The sequence below is a fragment of the Terrabacter sp. C0L_2 genome, from assembly GCF_036352015.1.
Classification (GTDB): domain Bacteria; phylum Actinomycetota; class Actinomycetes; order Actinomycetales; family Dermatophilaceae; genus Terrabacter; species Terrabacter tumescens.
Map to the genome: position 1 here is coordinate 456,739 of NZ_CP143557.1, position 16,088 is coordinate 472,826.

Sequence of the window (16,088 nt, forward strand, 5' to 3'; positions counted from 1 at the left end):
CTCAGGCGACCGGCAATGTGTCGGGCCGGCCCGCTCGGGGCCTTCCCCGGACGAGGCCGAGGTGGTCGGCGAGGAAGTCGCGCACGGCGGCCTGCTCTGCACGACCGCTCGCCTCACGCCGGCTCGGGTCGACCGCCACCGTGAGGACCGGAAGTCCGGCGTCGCTGAGCGCCTGGACCAGCGCGAGCTCCATCTCCCGGCGCAGGCGCATGAACTCGACGTAGCCGTCGAAGCCGACCAACCCGCGGCGCAGCCCCAGCCCCTGCTGCGTGTGGTAGCCCACGACGAAGTCGAGCCACTCGGCGGGGCGCTCCGCGGCGGCGCGCTCGAGGAAGGGACTCGGGTCACCGGTGTCGAGGTAGACGAGGGCGGGGGCCTGCGACCGGACGGCTCCGACGAGCTCGGCGACATGCCGCATAAGCACCTCGAGCGGCTGGTCGGCGCGCGCGACGAGGGCGCAGACGGGGTTCTGGAGCAGCACGCACTCCCAGACCTGCACCGCCTCGGGCCGCGTCCCGGCGCCGGCCGCGGTCCCCGTCACCGACGAGCCATGGCGGCGCCAGCTGTCGACGAGAACGGCCGAGTGCAGCTCGGGCGGTACGTCACCGTCGTAGGCGTCGTGACGACGGAGTCGCTCGACGAGCTCCGGCGGGAGCGCAGGGTGGTGCTGGGATCGCACGAGCCAGACGTCACCGGAGGGCTCGGCGACCTGGTGCAGCACAGGCGCCGCGTCGGGCCACTGCGACGCGATGTCGGCCAGGTCGTGGGCGCGCAGGACTGCGACCTGCTCGAAGTCCACCGGATGGTCGGTCGCACCCTCGGGCCAGTGCTCCACCTCGACACCTTCGTCAGCGAGCCAGGCAGCGATGTCGTGGGCGGTCGCGCTCTTGCCCGACCCGGGCAGTCCCTCGACGAGGACGGTCCCCCTCACGTCACCTGCCCGCTCGGCCGGAGGTCGAGGCCTCGCGCGGGTCGAGACGCGTGAGAATGCTTGCGAGAGAGGCGCCTTCGTGCTCGCTGAGGGCGCCGAAGAAGTCGTCGGCTCCGGCGCGCCGCGCGGCGTCGACCTCGGCGAGCACCGACTCGCCCATCTCGGTGAGGGCCACGGTCATGGCCCGCCGGTCATCGGGGTCAGGCGCCCGGCTGACGAGGCCGCGGGACTCCAGCCGGTCGACGACGTCGGTCGCCGAGCGGGGCGCGATGCGCAGGCGGTCGGCGACGACGCCCAGGCGCGTCGGGCCGTGGTGCCCGATGACGCGCAGCGCGCGGGCGTCGTGAGGGGCGAGGTCCGGCCCGAGGCCGGCCGCCCAGCGACGCCGCAGGGCGCGAGCAGCGCCCATCAGCAGCTCGTCGAGTGAGGGCTCGTCGGCGTCGCGCATGGTTGCAGCATACGTCTTTTGCCCATGTATCCCCTCATAGTGAGGTAACCTCATCATGGTCGCTTGGGGGAGCACACCAGGGGAGCACATTCAGGGGGAGACACATGAGCGATTTCAGCAACCCGTTGGTCGCGGGGGTCGGAGGGGGCGGGGGCGGCAAGGCGAAGAAGATCGACCCGCTGGACCGCGCCCAGCTGGCCGAGTCACCCGTGTCGATGCGACGCGTCGCACGCCTGTTCCGACCCCACGCCCGCACGGTCACGGTGGTCGTCGCGCTCATCGTCGCGACGTCCGTCATCTCGATGGGCCAGCCGTTCCTGCTGCGCGCCGTCATCGACGACGCGCTCCCCCACCACGACGTCCGCCTCCTGCTGCTGGCCGTCGGCGGCATGCTCGCGGTCACCGTCGTCAGCCAGCTCCTCGGCGTCGTGCAGACGTGGCTGACGACCACCGTCGGGCAGCGCGTCATGCACTCCCTGCGCACCGACGTCTTCCGCCACGTGCAGCGCCAGTCCATCGCCTTCTTCACGCGCACGCGCAGCGGCGAGGTGCAGTCCCGGCTCACCCACGACATCGCCGGCATGCAGACGGTCATCACCTCCTCTGCGACCGGTGTGGCGAGCAACCTCACCACCGTGGTCGCCACGGCGATCGCCATGGTCGCCCTGAGCGCCCGGCTGTCGCTGCTCTCGCTGCTCGTCATCCCGCCGGCCGTGCTGATGACGCGCAAGGTCGCCCTGGTGCGCCGCGACATCACGACGCTGCGCCAGCGCCGGCTCGCCGACCTGCACAGCCAGGTCGAGGAGGGCCTCACGGTCAGTGGGGCGACGCTCATCAAGACGCTCGGAGCGGCCCAGGCCGCGGCCGACCGCTTCGCCGCGACGTCCACCGACCTCATCGACCTCGAGCTGCGCTCGCAGCTCGCCGGCCGCTGGCGCATGGCGACGATGCAGATCATGTTCGCCGCGATCCCTGCCCTCATCTACCTCGCCGCGGGGCTCCCGGCGACGACTGGCGCCATGACCATCGGCACGCTCATCGCCTTCACGACCCTGCAGACCAGCATCTTCCGGCCACTCATGGGGCTGCTCGACATCGGCGCCCAGTGGGTCACCTCGATGGCGCTGTTCAGCCGGATCTTCGGCTACCTCGACCTGCCCGTCGAGGTGGCGCCCCCTGCCGACCCCGTCCCGGTGCAGCACGACCGGCTCCGCGGGGAGGTGCGCTTCGAGAACGTCACTTTCAGCCACGAGCCGGGCGCACCCGAGAGGACGTATGCCGTGGACGACGTGTCGCTCGTCGTCCCCGCGGGCACCACGCTGGCGCTCGTCGGCGAGACGGGGTCGGGCAAGTCGAGCCTGGCCGGCCTGCTCGCGCGGCTGCACGACCCGCAGTCCGGACGCGTCACCATCGACGGCCTCGACCTGCGCGACCTCGACCCGGCCGATCTGGCGCGCATCGTCGGTGTCGTGTCCCAGGACGCCTACCTCGTGCACGCCTCGATCCGCACGAACCTCCTCCTCGCCGACCCGGCCGCCACCGAGGACCAGCTGTGGGAGGCCCTCGCGGCCGCCCAGGTCGCGCCGCTCGTCGCGAGCCTCCCTGACGGCCTCGACACCGTCGTCGGTGCTCGCGGCCACCGGTTCTCGGGCGGCGAGAAGCAGCGGATCGCGATCGCCCGCACGCTCCTGCGCAACCCGCGCGTCCTCATCCTCGACGAGGCGACGAGCGCGCTCGACAACGAGACCGAGCGCGACCTGCAGGTCGCCATCGACCGGCTCATGGCCGGCCGCACCACCCTGACGATCGCGCACCGCCTGTCGACGATCCGTGACGCGGAGCAGATCGCGGTGCTCGACCACGGCCGCGTCGTCGAGCTCGGCGACCACCCCGGTCTCATGGCCCGTGGCGGACGCTACGCCCGGCTGGTCGCGGCCCGCGAGACGTCGGCTCGCGCGGTCGCCGCCGCCTGACCGCGCGGAGCAGACCAAGGGCGGAAGGGCGGCATACCTTGGTCGGTTGCCGTGCCCCGGCGTCCGTGTGGCACGGTGGGGCCGTGGAACCCGCCGACGTGCCCGTCGACCCGTCGCCCGTGCTCCGCGAGCCGGCCCACCGGGTCTCGCGCCGGGCCGTGCTCATGTGGACGCTGCAGGCCGTCGTCGTGCTGGCCGTGCTGCTGGCGGGCCAGGTCGTCTGGTGGTTCGTCGACGACGCGCCGTCGCGCACCCCCCACTGGGTGGTCGGTGCCGTCTGGCTCGTCGCCGGCGGGGCGTATGCCGTGGCGATGCCGCAGTGGCGCTACCGTGTGCACCGCTGGGAGGCGACGCCGCGGGCGATCTACACCCAGAGCGGGTGGCTCTGGCAGGAGCGCCGCATCGCGCCGCTCAGCCGGGTCCAGACGGTCGACCTCGAGCGCGGCCCGGTCGCGCAGCTGCTCGGGCTCGCGTCGGTGACGATCACGACCGCGTCGGCGGCCGGACCCGTCACCATCCACGGGCTCGACCTGCCGGTCGCCGGAGAGCTCGTCGACGCCCTGACCGCGGCCGCCGTGACCGAGGCGGGCGACGCGACGTGACCGACGGCTGGCGCCGGCTCGACGCGCGGATGCTGCTCGTCCACCCGCTCGAGACGCTGGTCCGCTTCCTCCCGGCGCTGCTGGCGATCGTCGTCTTCCGGGCAGGCTCCGACGACAGCGACCGGTGGGAGCTGTATGCCGTCCCCGTCCTCGTCGCCTTCGGGGTGCTGCGCTGGGTGACCACGCGCTACCGCATCGCCGACGGGCAGATCGAGCTCCGGCGCGGCCTCTTCACCAAGCAGACGACGACCGCCAGGCTCGACAAGGTGCGCACCATCGACCTCACGGCCCAGCTCCACCACCGTGCGCTCGGGTTGGCCAAGGTCGAGATCTCCACGGCAGGGGGGCAGCACGACCGGCTCGTGCTCGACTCGTTGAGCGTCGACGCCGGTCGCCGGCTGCGCGCCGAGCTGCTGCACCGCGTCGACCCCGCCGTGACCGGGCTGCCCTCTCCCACAGGCACGCCCGTGGCGGTCGATGACGTGCCGGTCGACGCGCCACCGCCGGTCGGCGACGAGCTGCTCGTCCGGCTCGACCCGTCGTGGATCCGCTACGCGCCGCTCACCGTGACCGGTCTGGCGAGCGCGGCCGCCATCGTCGGCTTTGCGTCGCAAGGGCTCTCGCGCTTCTCGCAGGAGCGGTCGGTCTTCCGCGACGGCGCGTCGTGGGTCGCGCGGCTCTCGTGGTGGGTCGACGTGCTGCTCCTGCTCGGCGTCGTCTCGCTCCTCGCGGTCGGGGCCTACGTCCTGACCTTCTGGGGCTTCCGCCTGACCCGCAACCGGCTCGGCACCCTGCACACCCGCCGGGGTCTGCTCACCAATCGCGAGACGAGCATCGACGCGGCGCGCGTGCGCGGCATCCGGCTCGACGAGCCGCTCGGGCTGCGGCTCGCCGGGGCGCGCCGGCTCAAGGTCGTCACGTCCGGGCTGCTGCGCGAGCAGGGCGGATCCGACTGGCTGTGCCCGCCGGCGCCGGCCGGCGTCGTCACGCCGCTCACCCTGCGGATCCGTCCCGACGAGGCTGCCGTCTCGGGCCCGCTCCGCTCGCACGGCCCGGCAGCCCGGCGTCGCCGGCTGACTCGCGCCCTCGTCCCTGCAGGCGCCGTGGCCGCGGCGCTCGTCGCGGCGCGTCTGCTCTGGGACTGGCACGGCTCGTTGCTCGTCCTCGTGCCGCTGCTCCTCGTCGGCGCGTTCGCGCTCGGACATGACCGATACCGCGCGCTCGGCCACACCGTGACCCGCGACCACCTCGTGTCGCGTCACGGCTCGCTCGACCGGCAGCGCGTCGTGCTCGACCGCGACGGCATCATCGGCTGGAAGGTCGAGCAGTCCTTCTTCCAGCGACGCGTCGGCGTCGCGACGCTCGTCGCCACCACGGCCGCGGGGGCACAGCACTACGACGTCGTCGACGTGCCGCTCGAGCAGGCGTATGCCGTCCTGGCGCAGGTCAGTCCGGACCTGCACTCCGACTTCGCCTGAGCCACAAGCACGCTCGCCGCCCTTCATTCGAGTGGCCCCGTCGTCACACGCGACGTGGACCTCACCTGAGCAGCCGCCGACGGGTGCCCCTCATCGAATCACCGCTTCCTCCGGGTCTTCAGATCGGTGACCGGGATGCGAACGTCGAGGAACGAGGTCTGAATCATGCCGGCCTCCTCGTCGGTCACGTTGAAACACACCGAGGCCCCCGTGTCGGAGAAGTACGCCACCCACTGCGTCGCATCGTCGTAGAGCTCGACGCCGATGGACCACGACGCAAAGGCTCGAAGCAGGCGAACGTGGTCGCCCCGACGAACATCCACGTCGATACCCATGCCGGCATCTCCGCTGCCACGAGCGTGTCCCATCCGTAGGAGAGCGTCCTGAGCCTCACGAGCTGCCTCGGGCAGGTCACCCTCATCTGAGTACGCGTCGATCCACGCGGTGTCGACGCGGGCAAGGACGACGTCAAGCACGGCCTGACAGGCAAACGCGGACTCTCCCCGGTCGACGAGATCTCGATCGACGCAGTACTCGGTCAAGTGCTCGCTCACCTCGGCATTGTGACGGACTCGCAGGCCGACCAGTCGTGGAGAAACATCCACGGCAGTCGGCGCCGGCGGATTCCGAATGGGTGGCCAGACCGCCGACGTCTCGTGACGTCCACGCCGCCCAGGCGTTCTGGATGGACGGCGAACGAGGCAGGACGACGAAGGAGTGGCAAGCAACAGCGCACTCACCTGCCCGGTCGGCTCGCCTGGACGAGGACGTCGCAACCGACTTGTAGGGTCTCGTCCCGATGGACAGCTCGTGGATCGCGCAGACGGCTCGCTCATACGACCGAGTCGCAGAGCCGTACCTGGCCCTCGTCAGGGAGGGGATCGCGCACCTCCCCCTGGAGTCATCCCTGGTCAGCCACTTCGCGGCGCAGGTCCAGACCACGGGCGGAGGACGGGTGATCGACCTGGGCTGCGGACCCGGACTGCTGACGCGCCATCTGGCTGCCCTCGGTCTCACGACGGTCGGGGTCGATGTGTCACCGGAGATGCTGCGCATCGCAGCGAGTCTCAACCCCGGCCTGGAGTTCATCGAGGCCTCTGTGACCGAGCTGCCGGTGGAGGCGGGTTCCGCGGGGGGCGTCTTCTGCTGGTACGTCGCGCACCACATCCCCGACGACGCTCTGGGCCAGGTGTTCACGCAGATCGCCCGGGCGCTTCGGCCCGGTGGCCCGCTAATGCTCGGAGGTCACGTCGGAGCCAGCACCCAACTCAAGACGGAGGGCTACGAGGGTCTGCCGATGCACGTGCTGTTCGCGCGGCGCAGCATCGACTCCTACGCCGGGCTCGCGGCCGCCGCCGGGCTCACCGTCGATGCGACCATCGCGCTGGGCCCGGACAGACCGGCAGCCGCCGCGATACTGCTGGCCCACAAGCCCCTCCAGCGGTGAGGCGCAGACGCTCGATCCGACGTCGGATGGCGTGACAGCCTGACGCGCATGGTCGATGCACCCAAGGACGTGTTGAAGGACTATCTGCAGGGCGCGCGGGACGTGCTGCTCTGGAAGCTCGAGGGCCTCTCCGAGCGCGACGTGCGGTTGCCTCGCACACCGACGGGGACCAACCTGCTGGGACTCGTCAAGCACGCGCTCAACACCGAGGTGATCTACTTCGGCCCGACCTTCGGCCGGGAGTGGCCCACCCCGGACGAGCTCGTATCCCCCGACGAGCAGGATCCGCTCGCGGGCTGGTACGCCACGGAGGCCGAGACCACCGACAGGCTCGTCGACCTCTACCGCCGCGCCCAGGCCTTTGCCGACGAGACGATCGAAGCACTGCCGTTGGACGCGGTCGGACACGTCGCGCACTGGGGTGGCACGGCAGTCACGCTCCACGAGGTCATGGTCCACACGACCGCGGACCTCCAGCGCCACGCCGGCCACGCCGACATCCTGCGTGAGCAGATCGACGGGACGGTGGGCCTGCTGCCGCAGCACAGCAACCTTCCCGACGTGGCGGACTGGTCGGCGCACACAGCCAGGCTGACGGACCTCGCCGACCGGTTCGCCATTGCTGACCATGGCTGACTGGGCCACGCTCGAGCACGCCTACGGGAGTGCGCGGGACGTCCCCGACCTGCTCGCCGCCGCCGAGCACGCATCCGAGGAGACCGGGCCCGAGTGGGACAACCTGTGGATCCGGCTCTGCCATCAGGGCACCGTCTACACGGCCAGCTATGCCGCCATCCCCGCGCTGGCCGCCATGGCCACTCGCCACGCGCCGGCCGGATACGTGGCCGCGCTGCAACTGGCCGCCTCGGTCATCGCCTCGCAGGACGGCCCGCGGCCCGCGGCCGACGTCCGTCGCGACTACGCCGAGCACGTCGCCGACCTACGCGCTCTGGCGGAGTCCGGACTTGCCCTGGTGGACGACGACACCGAGTTCGTCTACGGCCTGCAGGCGCTGATGGCCTTCGAGGACGGCGGTGTCTGGCAGCGATGCCTCGACCACGTCGCCGACGGCGAGATGCCCATGGGCTGTCCCGCCTGCCACACGACGCTCGTGCTCGATCTCTCGAGCGACGCGTGCACGCTCGCGGACCTGCACGACGGCTCCGTCCCACCGACGTCCCTCGGGCCTGGCCGGGCCACCCCGGGCACCGTCGAGGAGCGGCTGCTCGCGCTGGCCACCGCTCACGGCCGCGACGCCGTGGCCGCCCAGGTGCAGCGCCTCCTCGGGCAGGCCGACTGCCCCCGGTGCAGCCACCACTTCACCGTGACCGACGCCCTCTACTGAACGGCGGGCCGGCTCGCCTCAGGGCTGCTCCAGGATCCGGGCGATGGCGGCATACCCCTTCCGGCGCGCGTGCTCGAGGGGCGTGACACCGTCCCGGTCGGGGATGGTGCGGTCGGCTCCCGCACCGAGGAGGATGCGGACGATCTGCTGGTGACGATCGCCGCCGTCGCCGAGGATGACCGCCTCGAGCAGCGCGGTCCACCCGAGGTCGTTGACGTGGTTGACGTCGATGTCGGTCTGCACCACCCGACGCACGTAGTCGACGTGGCCGCGCTCGCTCGCCGGGATGACCGAGACCCCGCCGTAGCGGTTGCGGATCGTCAGGTCGGGCCCCGCGGGCAGCAGCGCCTCGAGCATCGCAACGCTCCCGGTGACGCCGGTGACGAGCCACGGGGTGTCGCGCCGGTCGTCGAGCGCGTCCGGGTCGGCGCCCATGGCGACGAGCAGCCTTGCGGCGTCGACGTGGTCGCCGGTCGCGGCGAGCAGCAGCGCCGTGCGCTCGTTGCCGTCACGGGCCTCGATGTCGGCACCGGCACGCAGCGCGAGCGCCACGGCGTCGGCGTCGCCACGAGCAGCGGCCGCCAGGAGTGCGGCGTCCGGTTCCTTCACACGGTCGGAAGTCGTGGCCGTCATGAGAACTCCTGTCAGTCGGTCGAACCCGCGCTCGCGGGCCATCTGGAGCGGGGTGAGTCGTTCGCCGCGGGAGGGCGTGGTCAGCTGGACGCCACCGGCCACGAGCGCACGCACGGTGTCGACGTACGTCGTCGAGTCGCGCCCGAGCCAGACGGCCTCGTGGATCGCCTGGTAGCCGATGCGGTTGACGTGGTCCCGGTCGATGCCGGCCTGCAGCAGGGCACCTACGACGAGCGCGTGCCCGCGCTCAGCCGCCCGGATCAGGGCGGTGCCGTTCCAGCTGTCCCTGTCGTCGACGCGGGCGCGGTGGCTGAGCGCCAGCCTCAGTAGCCCGAGCCGGCCCTCGCTCGCCGCGATGAGGTATGCCGACTGCTGGGTCTCGTCCTTGGCGTTGACGTCCGCGCCCCTGGCGACCAGGGCCGTGGCGCGCGGCAGGTCGTCGTCCCACGCCGCGTCCCGCAGCTCCGCGTCGAGCTGCCTCGTCGTCCCACTCGTCGTCCCACTCGCCGGCACACGCGGCCTCGCACTCGAGGCTGCGCTCGTCGCGACAGTCGTCGTGGTGACGGTTGGGACCGGAGGGGTCGGCGAGCTCGAGCGGCCACTCGGCGTGCAGCCCGCCAGGGTGGCCGCTGCGACACCGGCTGCCACGGCTGCCGCCACCGCTCCCCCGTGCCCGCCTCGTCGCATGCGACTCATCGTGCCAGCGGGTCGGTGACCACCTCGTACGGCCCAGCCGCCACCGCCTCGTCGAACTTGCTGTCGACGTAGAGCGTGCGGCCCCGCAGCACCTTGGCCGTCGTCAGCACTCGGGCGGGGTCGGTCGCCTGCTGCGACACGAGCCGCGCCGTACGGCCATCGGCCTGCAGCTCGAGCGTGGCCAGCATCCGGGCGAAGTTGCGCACGACGGCGAGGCACGAGCCCTGGCGGACGAGGCCGTCCGCGTCGGTGAGCACGGCGTTGCCGGTGTCGACCCGCGACACCAGTCTCGTCCGCAGGTCGAAGCGCCACAGCGCTCCGGCGTTGCCCTGGGCCACGACGAGGGCCGAGCGGTCGGCGCTGACGACGATGCCACCGAGGTTGAAGCCGGCCCGCTGCTCGACCACGCCGGTCGCGTCGGCCCAGCGTGTGACACCCCAGCTGCCGCCCTCGGGCGCGACCCGATAGACCTGCGGCGCGTTGGAGTTCGTGAAGTAGGCGGCGCCGTCCGGCCCGATGGCGACGTCGTTGAGGAAGACGTCGTCGCCGGGCGCGCGCAACGCGGCCAGCAGCTCACCGCGGGGCGAGTAGACCCAGAGGTCGGGCCGACCGGTGCCGATGCCGTTCGGACCCCCCGCGACGTAGACGCGGCCGGCGGCGTCGGTCGTGATGCCGCGCGCCGTGAAGCGCCCGTCGGTGCCGTCGCCGGCCAGCCACTCCTCGGTGCGCGCCGTCCCGGCCCATCCGCGGTGGATCTCGCCGCCGGTCACCTCGCTGACGTAGAAGGTGCCGAGTCGCTCGTCGGTGCCGATGCCCTCGAACTTCGAGCCGCCGGGGTCGCCCTGCAGCTCGTACGTGCCAGGGCGCCCGCCGGCCGTGGCCGACGGCGGAACGGCGAGGGGCAGGGTGGCGGCGACGGCGAGGGCGGCGAGCACGGCGCTGGTGCGGTTCATGGTGGTCTCCGGGTTCGGTGGTGGTGGTCCCACCACTTTCACCGGGCGGTCGGTGCGCGCGCGTCGGGCGACCGGCCAGACCGGAGTAGCCGATCGGATGATGCCGCGGCACCCCTGCCGTCCCTAGGCTGCGGGTCATGGAGGAGGGCATCCTCGCGCCCGTGGCGCGACTCGACCGGTGGCTCGACGCCGTCCTCGTCGCGCTCCTCGTGACGTGTTCGGTGCGCTACCTGCTGCGGCACGACCTCGACGGGACCGCCGTCCTCGTGCTCGCCGGGGCGGCCGTGCTCGGCGCCGCCCACCTGACGCGGCGCCGCGTCGCCGACCGCGGAGCGTGGCCCACCGTCTGGATCGCCGTCGTCGTCGCCCTCTGGGTGACGTTGACGCTCGTGGCACCGTCCTTCGCCTGGACCGCGGTGCCCGTGGCCTTCGCCGTGCTCCAGGTCCTCCCCTTCGCGTATGCCGTCACCGTCGTCGTCGTCATGACCGCCGTCGTCAGCGTGGCGTGGAGCCGCATCGCCACGGACCTCGACCCCACGGTCCTCGTCGGTCCGGTCGGCATCGCCCTGGTCACCGTGCTCTCCTACCGCGCCCTCGACCGCGAGGCGCGCACCCGGCAGGCGCTGCTCGACGAGCTGACCGAGGCACAGGCCGATCTGGCTGCGGCCCAACGCCGTTCGGGTGCCCTCACGGAGCGCACCCGCCTCTCGCGCGAGATCCACGACTCGGTCGGTCAGGGACTGTCGAGCATCACCCTGCTCCTCGGGGCGGCCGAGCAGGACTGGGACAAGAGGCCGCTCGCTGCTCGGGACCACGTCACGGCCGCCGGCGCCGCCGCCCGTGACGCGCTCGACGAGGTGCGTCGTGTCGTCCGCGACCTCGCGCCTGCCGACCTCGAGGACGACACGACGGGCGACGCCCTCCCGGCCGCGCTCGCCCGCGTCGCCGCGACCGGCTCCCACGGCCTCGACGTCCAGGTCCGCGTTCACGGCGACGCGGTCCCCGTCCCCTCGACCGTCGCCGGCGCGCTCGTGCGGTCAGCCCGTGGCGCGCTGGCCAACGTCGTCGAGCACGCGCACGCGACACGGGCGGTGGTCAGCCTGACCTACCTGCCCGACGAGGTCCTGCTCGACGTGCGCGACGACGGGCAGGGCTTCGACCCCGCCGAGCCGACCCCGTCCGGGCCCGGCGGGGACCGCGGGCACGGGGTGGACGGCATACGTCGTCGGGCGGCCGACCTCGGCGGACGCGCCGAGGTCGAGAGCGCACCCCGTGAGGGCACGACCGTCTCGGTCCGCTTCCCCCTCGGCACAGGAGACCGTCATGGCTGACCCCGGCGCCCCGGTGCGCGTCGTCCTGGTCGACGACCACCCCGTGGTGCGCGCCGGCCTGCGTGCCCTCGTCGGCGGCCAGGACGGCATCGAGGTCGTCGGCGAGGCGGAGGACCTCCCCTCCGCCGAGCGCGTCGTCGCCGCCGAGCGACCCGACGTCGTGCTCATGGACCTCAGCCTCGGCGACGGGCCGGGCGGCGCCGAGGTGACCGCCCGCCTGCGGGCGATGCCGCACCCCCCGAACGTCCTCGTCCTCACGACCTACGACACCGAGGCCGACATCCTGCGCGCCCTCGACGCGGGCGCGCTCGGCTACCTGCTCAAGGACGCCCCGGCCGAGCAGCTCTTCGCCGGGATCCGCTCCACCGCGCGCGGCGAGACCGTGCTCGCCCCGTCCGTGGCCGCACGGCTCGTGCGCCGCACCGCCTCACCCGGGCCGGTCGTCACCGAGCGCGAGGTCGAGGTGCTCGAGCTGCTGGCGCGGGGGCTCGGCAACCGGGAGATGGCCCGTGAGCTGCTCGTGTCGGAGGCGACCGTCAAGTCCCACCTCAGCCACGTCTACACCAAGCTCGGCGTCGACACGCGTGCCGGCGCGGTGGCGGCAGCGATCGAGCGCCGCATCACCCGGTCAGGATGATGCGGCGCTCGACGTGACTGCGTGAGGAGCCCGAGGGCCAGAAGCGCGGTCAGAGGCGCATGGAGGCGCCGACCTTCTCGGTGTGCTCGCCGACCTCGTGACCGCGGCCGTCGTCGGCCGTGACGTCCTCGGCCGTGACGTCGTCGGTCACGGCGGAGTCGCCGAACGGGTCGGTCTGGACCATCTCGCCGACGCCCTCGCCCGGCGCGGTCTCCTCGAACGTCAGGGCGAAGTCGTCGCCGTGCTCGCTGACGCCCGCGACGACGGCGTGCTCGACGGCCGCGACGGCATACTGCCTCCTCACGACCTGCGGGTCGCGCGACAGGTCCTTCACGAGCGCGACCGCGAGCCCGACCATGATGACGAGGAAGGGCAGCGCCGCGACGATCGTGACGTTCTGCAGGCCCGACAAGGCGTCCTCACCGCCGATGAGCAGCATGACCGCGGCGACGGCGCCGGTGGCCGCGCCCCAGAAGATCACGGTCTTCTTCGACGGCTCGAGCGTGCCCTTCTCCGACAGCGTGCCCATGACGATCGAGGCCGCGTCGGCACCCGACACGAAGAAGATCGCGACGAGGAGCATGACGATGACGGCGGTCACGGTCGGCCAGGGGAGGTTGCCGAGCATCGCGAAGAGCGAGCCCTCGGGCGTCGACTGGCCGGCGATGTCCTGGCCGCCCTGCTGCTGCGAGATGCCGGCGCCACCGAAGATGGCGAACCAGATGAGCGAGACGACCGACGGCACGAGCAGCACGCCCGAGACGAACTGGCGGATCGTGCGGCCGCGCGAGATGCGGGCGATGAACATGCCCACGAACGGGGTCCAGCTGACCCACCAGGCCCAGTAGAAGATCGTCCAGCCGGCGAGCCAGTCCTTCATGCCGTTGCCGCCTGCGGCGTCGGTGCGGGCCGACATCATCGCGAGGTCCTTGAAGTAGGACCCGATGGTCGTCGGGACGAGGTTGAGGATGAAGACCGTCGGGCCCACGACGAAGACGAAGAGCGCCAGGGCGAGCGCGAGCACCATGTTGATGTTCGACAGCCACTGGATGCCCTTCTCGATGCCGGACACGGCCGAGAGGATGAAGCAGACCGTCAGCACCGTGATGATGCCGATGAGCACGCCGTTGCCGACCTTGCCGATGCCGCCGACGATCTCGAGGCCGGAGCCGATCTGCAGGGCGCCGAGGCCGAGCGAGGTGGCCGAGCCGAAGAGCGTCGCGAAGATCGCGAAGATGTCGATGACCTTGCCGGCCGGGCCGTTGGCGCGCTTCTCGCCGAAGAGCGGCGCGAAGGCGGAGCTGATGAGCAGCGAGCGGCCCTTGCGGAAGACGCCGTACGCGACGGCGAGGCCGACGACGGCGTAGATGGCCCACGGGTGCAGCGACCAGTGGAACATCGTCGTCGCCATCGCGGTCTGCACGGCCGCGGGGTTGCCTGCGGCGCCCGTGCCGGGCGGCGGCGTGACGAGGTGCGTCAGCGGCTCGGTGACGCCGTAGAACATCAGGCCGATGCCCATGCCGGCGGAGAACATCATCGCCACCCACGACGACGTGCGGAACTCGGGAGCCTCGCCGTCACCGCCGAGCGGGATGTTGCCGTACTTGCTCGCCGCCAGCCAGATGACGAAGACGACGAAGCCGGACGCGACGAGCGAGAAGAGCCAGCCGGTGTTGTGCACGACGAAGTCGAGGCCGGCGGAGGCACTCGTGCTGAGGCTCTCGGTGCTGAGCGCTCCCCAGAGCACGAAGCCGATGGCGACTGCGGCGGCGACGCCGAAGACGACCTTGTCGACCTTGGAGCGCGGAGCGTCCTCGTGGTTCACGGGTGGTGGCTCGAGCGCGGGGTGCAGCGCGTCGTCGGGACTCTTGGTCAGTTCACTCATACGTCATGACGGCACCCGACGTAGGTGCCGTCTGTCTCCTCACGGTTACGTGTCATAGATGTCTCGATGAAGCGTCCACTGTGTCGAACTCGGAGGGACGAGCGCAAAACGAGGCCGTCGGACGGAGGCGGCTCACGGCATACGACCTCGTCGATCTCGTTGAACAGCAAAGGTTCCCGTCACGCAGGACTATTCAGCGTGAGATGGGCCACCTCACGCCGAAGGGCCACGGACCGTGACGGTCCGTGGCCCTTCGCGGGGGTGTGTCCGCGTCAGCGCGAGGACCCGACGAGCTCGGGCTCGCGGCCGTCGGCACCCTCGACGCGCGGTGCGTCGTCAGGGACGACCTCGTCGTGGTCGAGCATGCTCGCCTCGTCGAAGCGGTCCTGGCCGGAGAGGACGCGGCCGGCCTTGTCGCGGTCGATCTCGCCGACCCACGTGCCGATGAGCACCGTCGCGATGGCATTGCCGGCGAAGTTCGTCAGGGCGCGGGCCTCGCTCATGAGGCGGTCGATGCCGACGATGAAGCCGACACCGGGCACGAGGTCGGGGCGGTGCGACTGCAGGCCACCGGCGAGGGTGGCGAGGCCGGCGCCGCTGACGCCCGCGGCGCCCTTGCTGGCGATGATCATGAAGACGAGCAGGCCGATCTGCTGGCCGATGCTGAACGGCTTGTCCATGGCCTCGGCGATGAAAAGGCTCGCCATCGTCAGGTAGATCGCGGTGCCGTCGAGGTTGAACGAGTAGCCGGTCGGCACCGTGATGCCGACGACCGGGCGGGAGACACCGAGGTGCTCCATCTTGGCGATGAGGCGCGGCAGGGCCGACTCCGAGGAGGACGTCGACAGGATGAGGAGGAACTCGCGACCGAGGTAGCGGAAGAGCGAGAAGACGTTCATCCCGGTGACGACCTTGAGGATGCTGCCGAGGAAGCCGAAGACGAAGATCGCGCAGGTCGCGTAGAAGGCGAGCATGAGCAGGCCCAGGCTCTTGAGCGAGCCGATGCCGGTCGCGCCGACGAGGGCGGCCATGGCGCCGAACGCACCGATCGGGGCGACCCACATGACCATCGCCATGAGGCGGAAGACGAGCCGCTCGAGGTGCTTGATGCCGACGAGGATCGGCTCGCCCGCGCGGCCCATGCTCTGGAGCGCGAAGCCGACGAGCAGGGCGATGAGCAGCGCCTGGAGCACGGAGCCCGACGTCAGGGCCGAGACGAGCGTGTCGGGAATGAGGCCGAGCACGAAGTCGACGGCGCCCTCGCTCTTCTCGGCGATCTGCGCCTGGCCCGACTTGGCGACGGCGTCGGTCAGGTCGAGGCCGGCGCCCGGCTTGACGATGTTGCCGACGACGAGGCCGATGCCGAGCGCGACGGTCGACATGGTGATGAAGTAGCCGAGGGCGAGCCCGCCGACCTTGCCGACCTGCGCGGCCTTTCGGACCGAGCCGATGCCGAGCACGATCGTGCAGAAGATGATCGGCGTGATCATCATCTTGATGAGGTTGACGAAGCCGGTCCCGAGGGGCTTGAGGCTCTTGCCCACCTCCGGGAAGGCCCAGCCGACGAGGATGCCGGCCACCATCGCCACGATGACGGCGATGTAGAGGAAATGGGTGCGGTCGCGCTTCGGAGCCGAGCCTGGCTGGGCGTCGACGGCGCTGTCGGCGGTGGAACTCACGGTGACCTCCGTTGGCTGGGTCCTCGCGCTGGGCACGGGACCGGTGAATG

15 protein-coding genes are annotated in these 16,088 nt (G+C 71.7%); 8 read left to right on the top strand and 7 right to left on the bottom strand.

All coding sequences use genetic code 11. The annotated features are described in order from the left end of the window. Position 1 precedes the first annotated feature (1 nt). Together U5C87_RS02140 and U5C87_RS02145 are read right to left on the bottom strand one after the other, a co-directional pair. Positions 2–931, bottom strand: a complete 930-nt coding sequence (locus U5C87_RS02140) for a hypothetical protein (RefSeq protein WP_330474997.1) — start codon at positions 929–931, stop codon at positions 2–4. Position 932: 1 nt separating this feature from the next. Beyond that, complete coding sequence (locus U5C87_RS02145) at positions 933–1,379, bottom strand: MarR family winged helix-turn-helix transcriptional regulator (RefSeq protein ID WP_330474998.1); 447 nt, start codon at positions 1,377–1,379, stop codon at positions 933–935. A 104-nt stretch (positions 1,380–1,483) separates the two neighbouring features. Here U5C87_RS02145 and U5C87_RS02150 point away from each other — a divergent pair, with 104 nt between their 5' ends. From U5C87_RS02150 to U5C87_RS02160, 3 genes are all read left to right on the top strand, one after another. Beyond that, entirely contained in the window at positions 1,484–3,352 is a 1,869-nt protein-coding gene (locus tag U5C87_RS02150) for an ABC transporter ATP-binding protein (RefSeq protein WP_330474999.1), read from the top strand. An 83-nt stretch (positions 3,353–3,435) separates the two neighbouring features. Next, entirely contained in the window at positions 3,436–3,954 is a 519-nt protein-coding gene (locus U5C87_RS02155) for a PH domain-containing protein (protein WP_330475000.1), read from the top strand. After that, positions 3,951–5,432, top strand: a complete 1,482-nt coding sequence (locus U5C87_RS02160) for a PH domain-containing protein (protein WP_330475001.1) — start codon at positions 3,951–3,953, stop codon at positions 5,430–5,432. The genes U5C87_RS02155 and U5C87_RS02160 overlap by 4 nt, the downstream gene beginning before the upstream one ends. A gap of 98 nt (positions 5,433–5,530) precedes the next feature. On the opposite strand, the gene U5C87_RS02165 is transcribed toward U5C87_RS02160, so the two are convergent. Then, complete coding sequence (locus U5C87_RS02165; RefSeq protein WP_330475002.1) at positions 5,531–5,986, bottom strand: hypothetical protein; 456 nt, start codon at positions 5,984–5,986, stop codon at positions 5,531–5,533. Positions 5,987–6,231: 245 nt separating this feature from the next. Between U5C87_RS02165 and U5C87_RS02170 the strand changes: the two genes are divergently transcribed. Genes U5C87_RS02170 through U5C87_RS02180 form a run of 3 tightly spaced genes read left to right on the top strand, consistent with a single transcriptional unit; the run spans position 6,232 to position 8,224 of the window. After that, positions 6,232–6,879, top strand: a complete 648-nt coding sequence (locus tag U5C87_RS02170) for a class I SAM-dependent methyltransferase (protein WP_330475003.1) — start codon at positions 6,232–6,234, stop codon at positions 6,877–6,879. A gap of 48 nt (positions 6,880–6,927) precedes the next feature. After that, positions 6,928–7,515 (top strand): DinB family protein, encoded by a 588-nt coding sequence (locus tag U5C87_RS02175; protein WP_330475004.1) that lies wholly within the window; start codon positions 6,928–6,930, stop codon positions 7,513–7,515. Then, positions 7,508–8,224 carry a hypothetical protein gene (locus tag U5C87_RS02180; protein ID WP_330475005.1) on the top strand — a complete coding sequence of 239 codons (717 nt, stop codon included), beginning with the start codon at positions 7,508–7,510 and terminating at the stop codon, positions 8,222–8,224. Before U5C87_RS02175 ends, U5C87_RS02180 begins: the two co-directional genes overlap by 8 nt. An 18-nt stretch (positions 8,225–8,242) precedes the next feature. Here the strand turns inward: U5C87_RS02180 and U5C87_RS02185 are convergent, their stop codons facing one another. Further along, on the bottom strand, positions 8,243–9,370 hold the full coding sequence (locus U5C87_RS02185; protein ID WP_330475006.1) for an ankyrin repeat domain-containing protein: 1,128 nt from the start codon (positions 9,368–9,370) through the stop codon (positions 8,243–8,245). 179 nt (positions 9,371–9,549) lie between these two features. Next, positions 9,550–10,506: a gluconolaconase gene (locus tag U5C87_RS02190; protein ID WP_330475007.1), complete on the bottom strand. Its 957-nt coding sequence runs from the start codon at positions 10,504–10,506 to the stop codon at positions 9,550–9,552. 137 nt (positions 10,507–10,643) lie between these two features. On the opposite strand from U5C87_RS02190, the gene U5C87_RS02195 reads away from it, so the two are divergent. Together U5C87_RS02195 and U5C87_RS02200 are read left to right on the top strand one after the other, a co-directional pair. Further along, entirely contained in the window at positions 10,644–11,837 is a 1,194-nt protein-coding gene (locus U5C87_RS02195; protein ID WP_330475008.1) for a sensor histidine kinase, read from the top strand. Then, entirely contained in the window at positions 11,830–12,474 is a 645-nt protein-coding gene (locus U5C87_RS02200) for a response regulator transcription factor (RefSeq protein ID WP_330475009.1), read from the top strand. Before U5C87_RS02195 ends, U5C87_RS02200 begins: the two co-directional genes overlap by 8 nt. A 49-nt stretch (positions 12,475–12,523) precedes the next feature. On the opposite strand, the gene U5C87_RS02205 is transcribed toward U5C87_RS02200, so the two are convergent. Beyond that, entirely contained in the window at positions 12,524–14,359 is a 1,836-nt protein-coding gene (locus U5C87_RS02205) for a BCCT family transporter (RefSeq protein WP_330475010.1), read from the bottom strand. A gap of 272 nt (positions 14,360–14,631) precedes the next feature. After that, positions 14,632–16,038, bottom strand: a complete 1,407-nt coding sequence (locus U5C87_RS02210; protein WP_330475011.1) for a cation:dicarboxylate symporter family transporter — start codon at positions 16,036–16,038, stop codon at positions 14,632–14,634. Between the last annotated feature and the right edge of the window lie 50 nt (positions 16,039–16,088).

Bases quoted from the DNA above. Each gene is read 5' to 3' on its own strand.
- U5C87_RS02205 (WP_330475010.1), bottom strand. From the start codon at position 14,359: ATGAGTGAACTGACCAAGAGTCCCGACGACGCGCTGCACCCCGCGCTC.
- U5C87_RS02145 (WP_330474998.1), bottom strand. From the start codon at position 1,379: ATGCGCGACGCCGACGAGCCCTCACTCGACGAGCTGCTGATGGGCGCT.
- U5C87_RS02170 (WP_330475003.1), top strand. From the start codon at position 6,232: ATGGACAGCTCGTGGATCGCGCAGACGGCTCGCTCATACGACCGAGTC.
- U5C87_RS02180 (WP_330475005.1), top strand. From the start codon at position 7,508: ATGGCTGACTGGGCCACGCTCGAGCACGCCTACGGGAGTGCGCGGGAC.
- U5C87_RS02195 (WP_330475008.1), top strand. From the start codon at position 10,644: ATGGAGGAGGGCATCCTCGCGCCCGTGGCGCGACTCGACCGGTGGCTC.
- U5C87_RS02150 (WP_330474999.1), top strand. From the start codon at position 1,484: ATGAGCGATTTCAGCAACCCGTTGGTCGCGGGGGTCGGAGGGGGCGGG.
- U5C87_RS02200 (WP_330475009.1), top strand. From the start codon at position 11,830: ATGGCTGACCCCGGCGCCCCGGTGCGCGTCGTCCTGGTCGACGACCAC.
- U5C87_RS02175 (WP_330475004.1), top strand. From the start codon at position 6,928: ATGGTCGATGCACCCAAGGACGTGTTGAAGGACTATCTGCAGGGCGCG.
- U5C87_RS02190 (WP_330475007.1), bottom strand. From the start codon at position 10,506: ATGAACCGCACCAGCGCCGTGCTCGCCGCCCTCGCCGTCGCCGCCACC.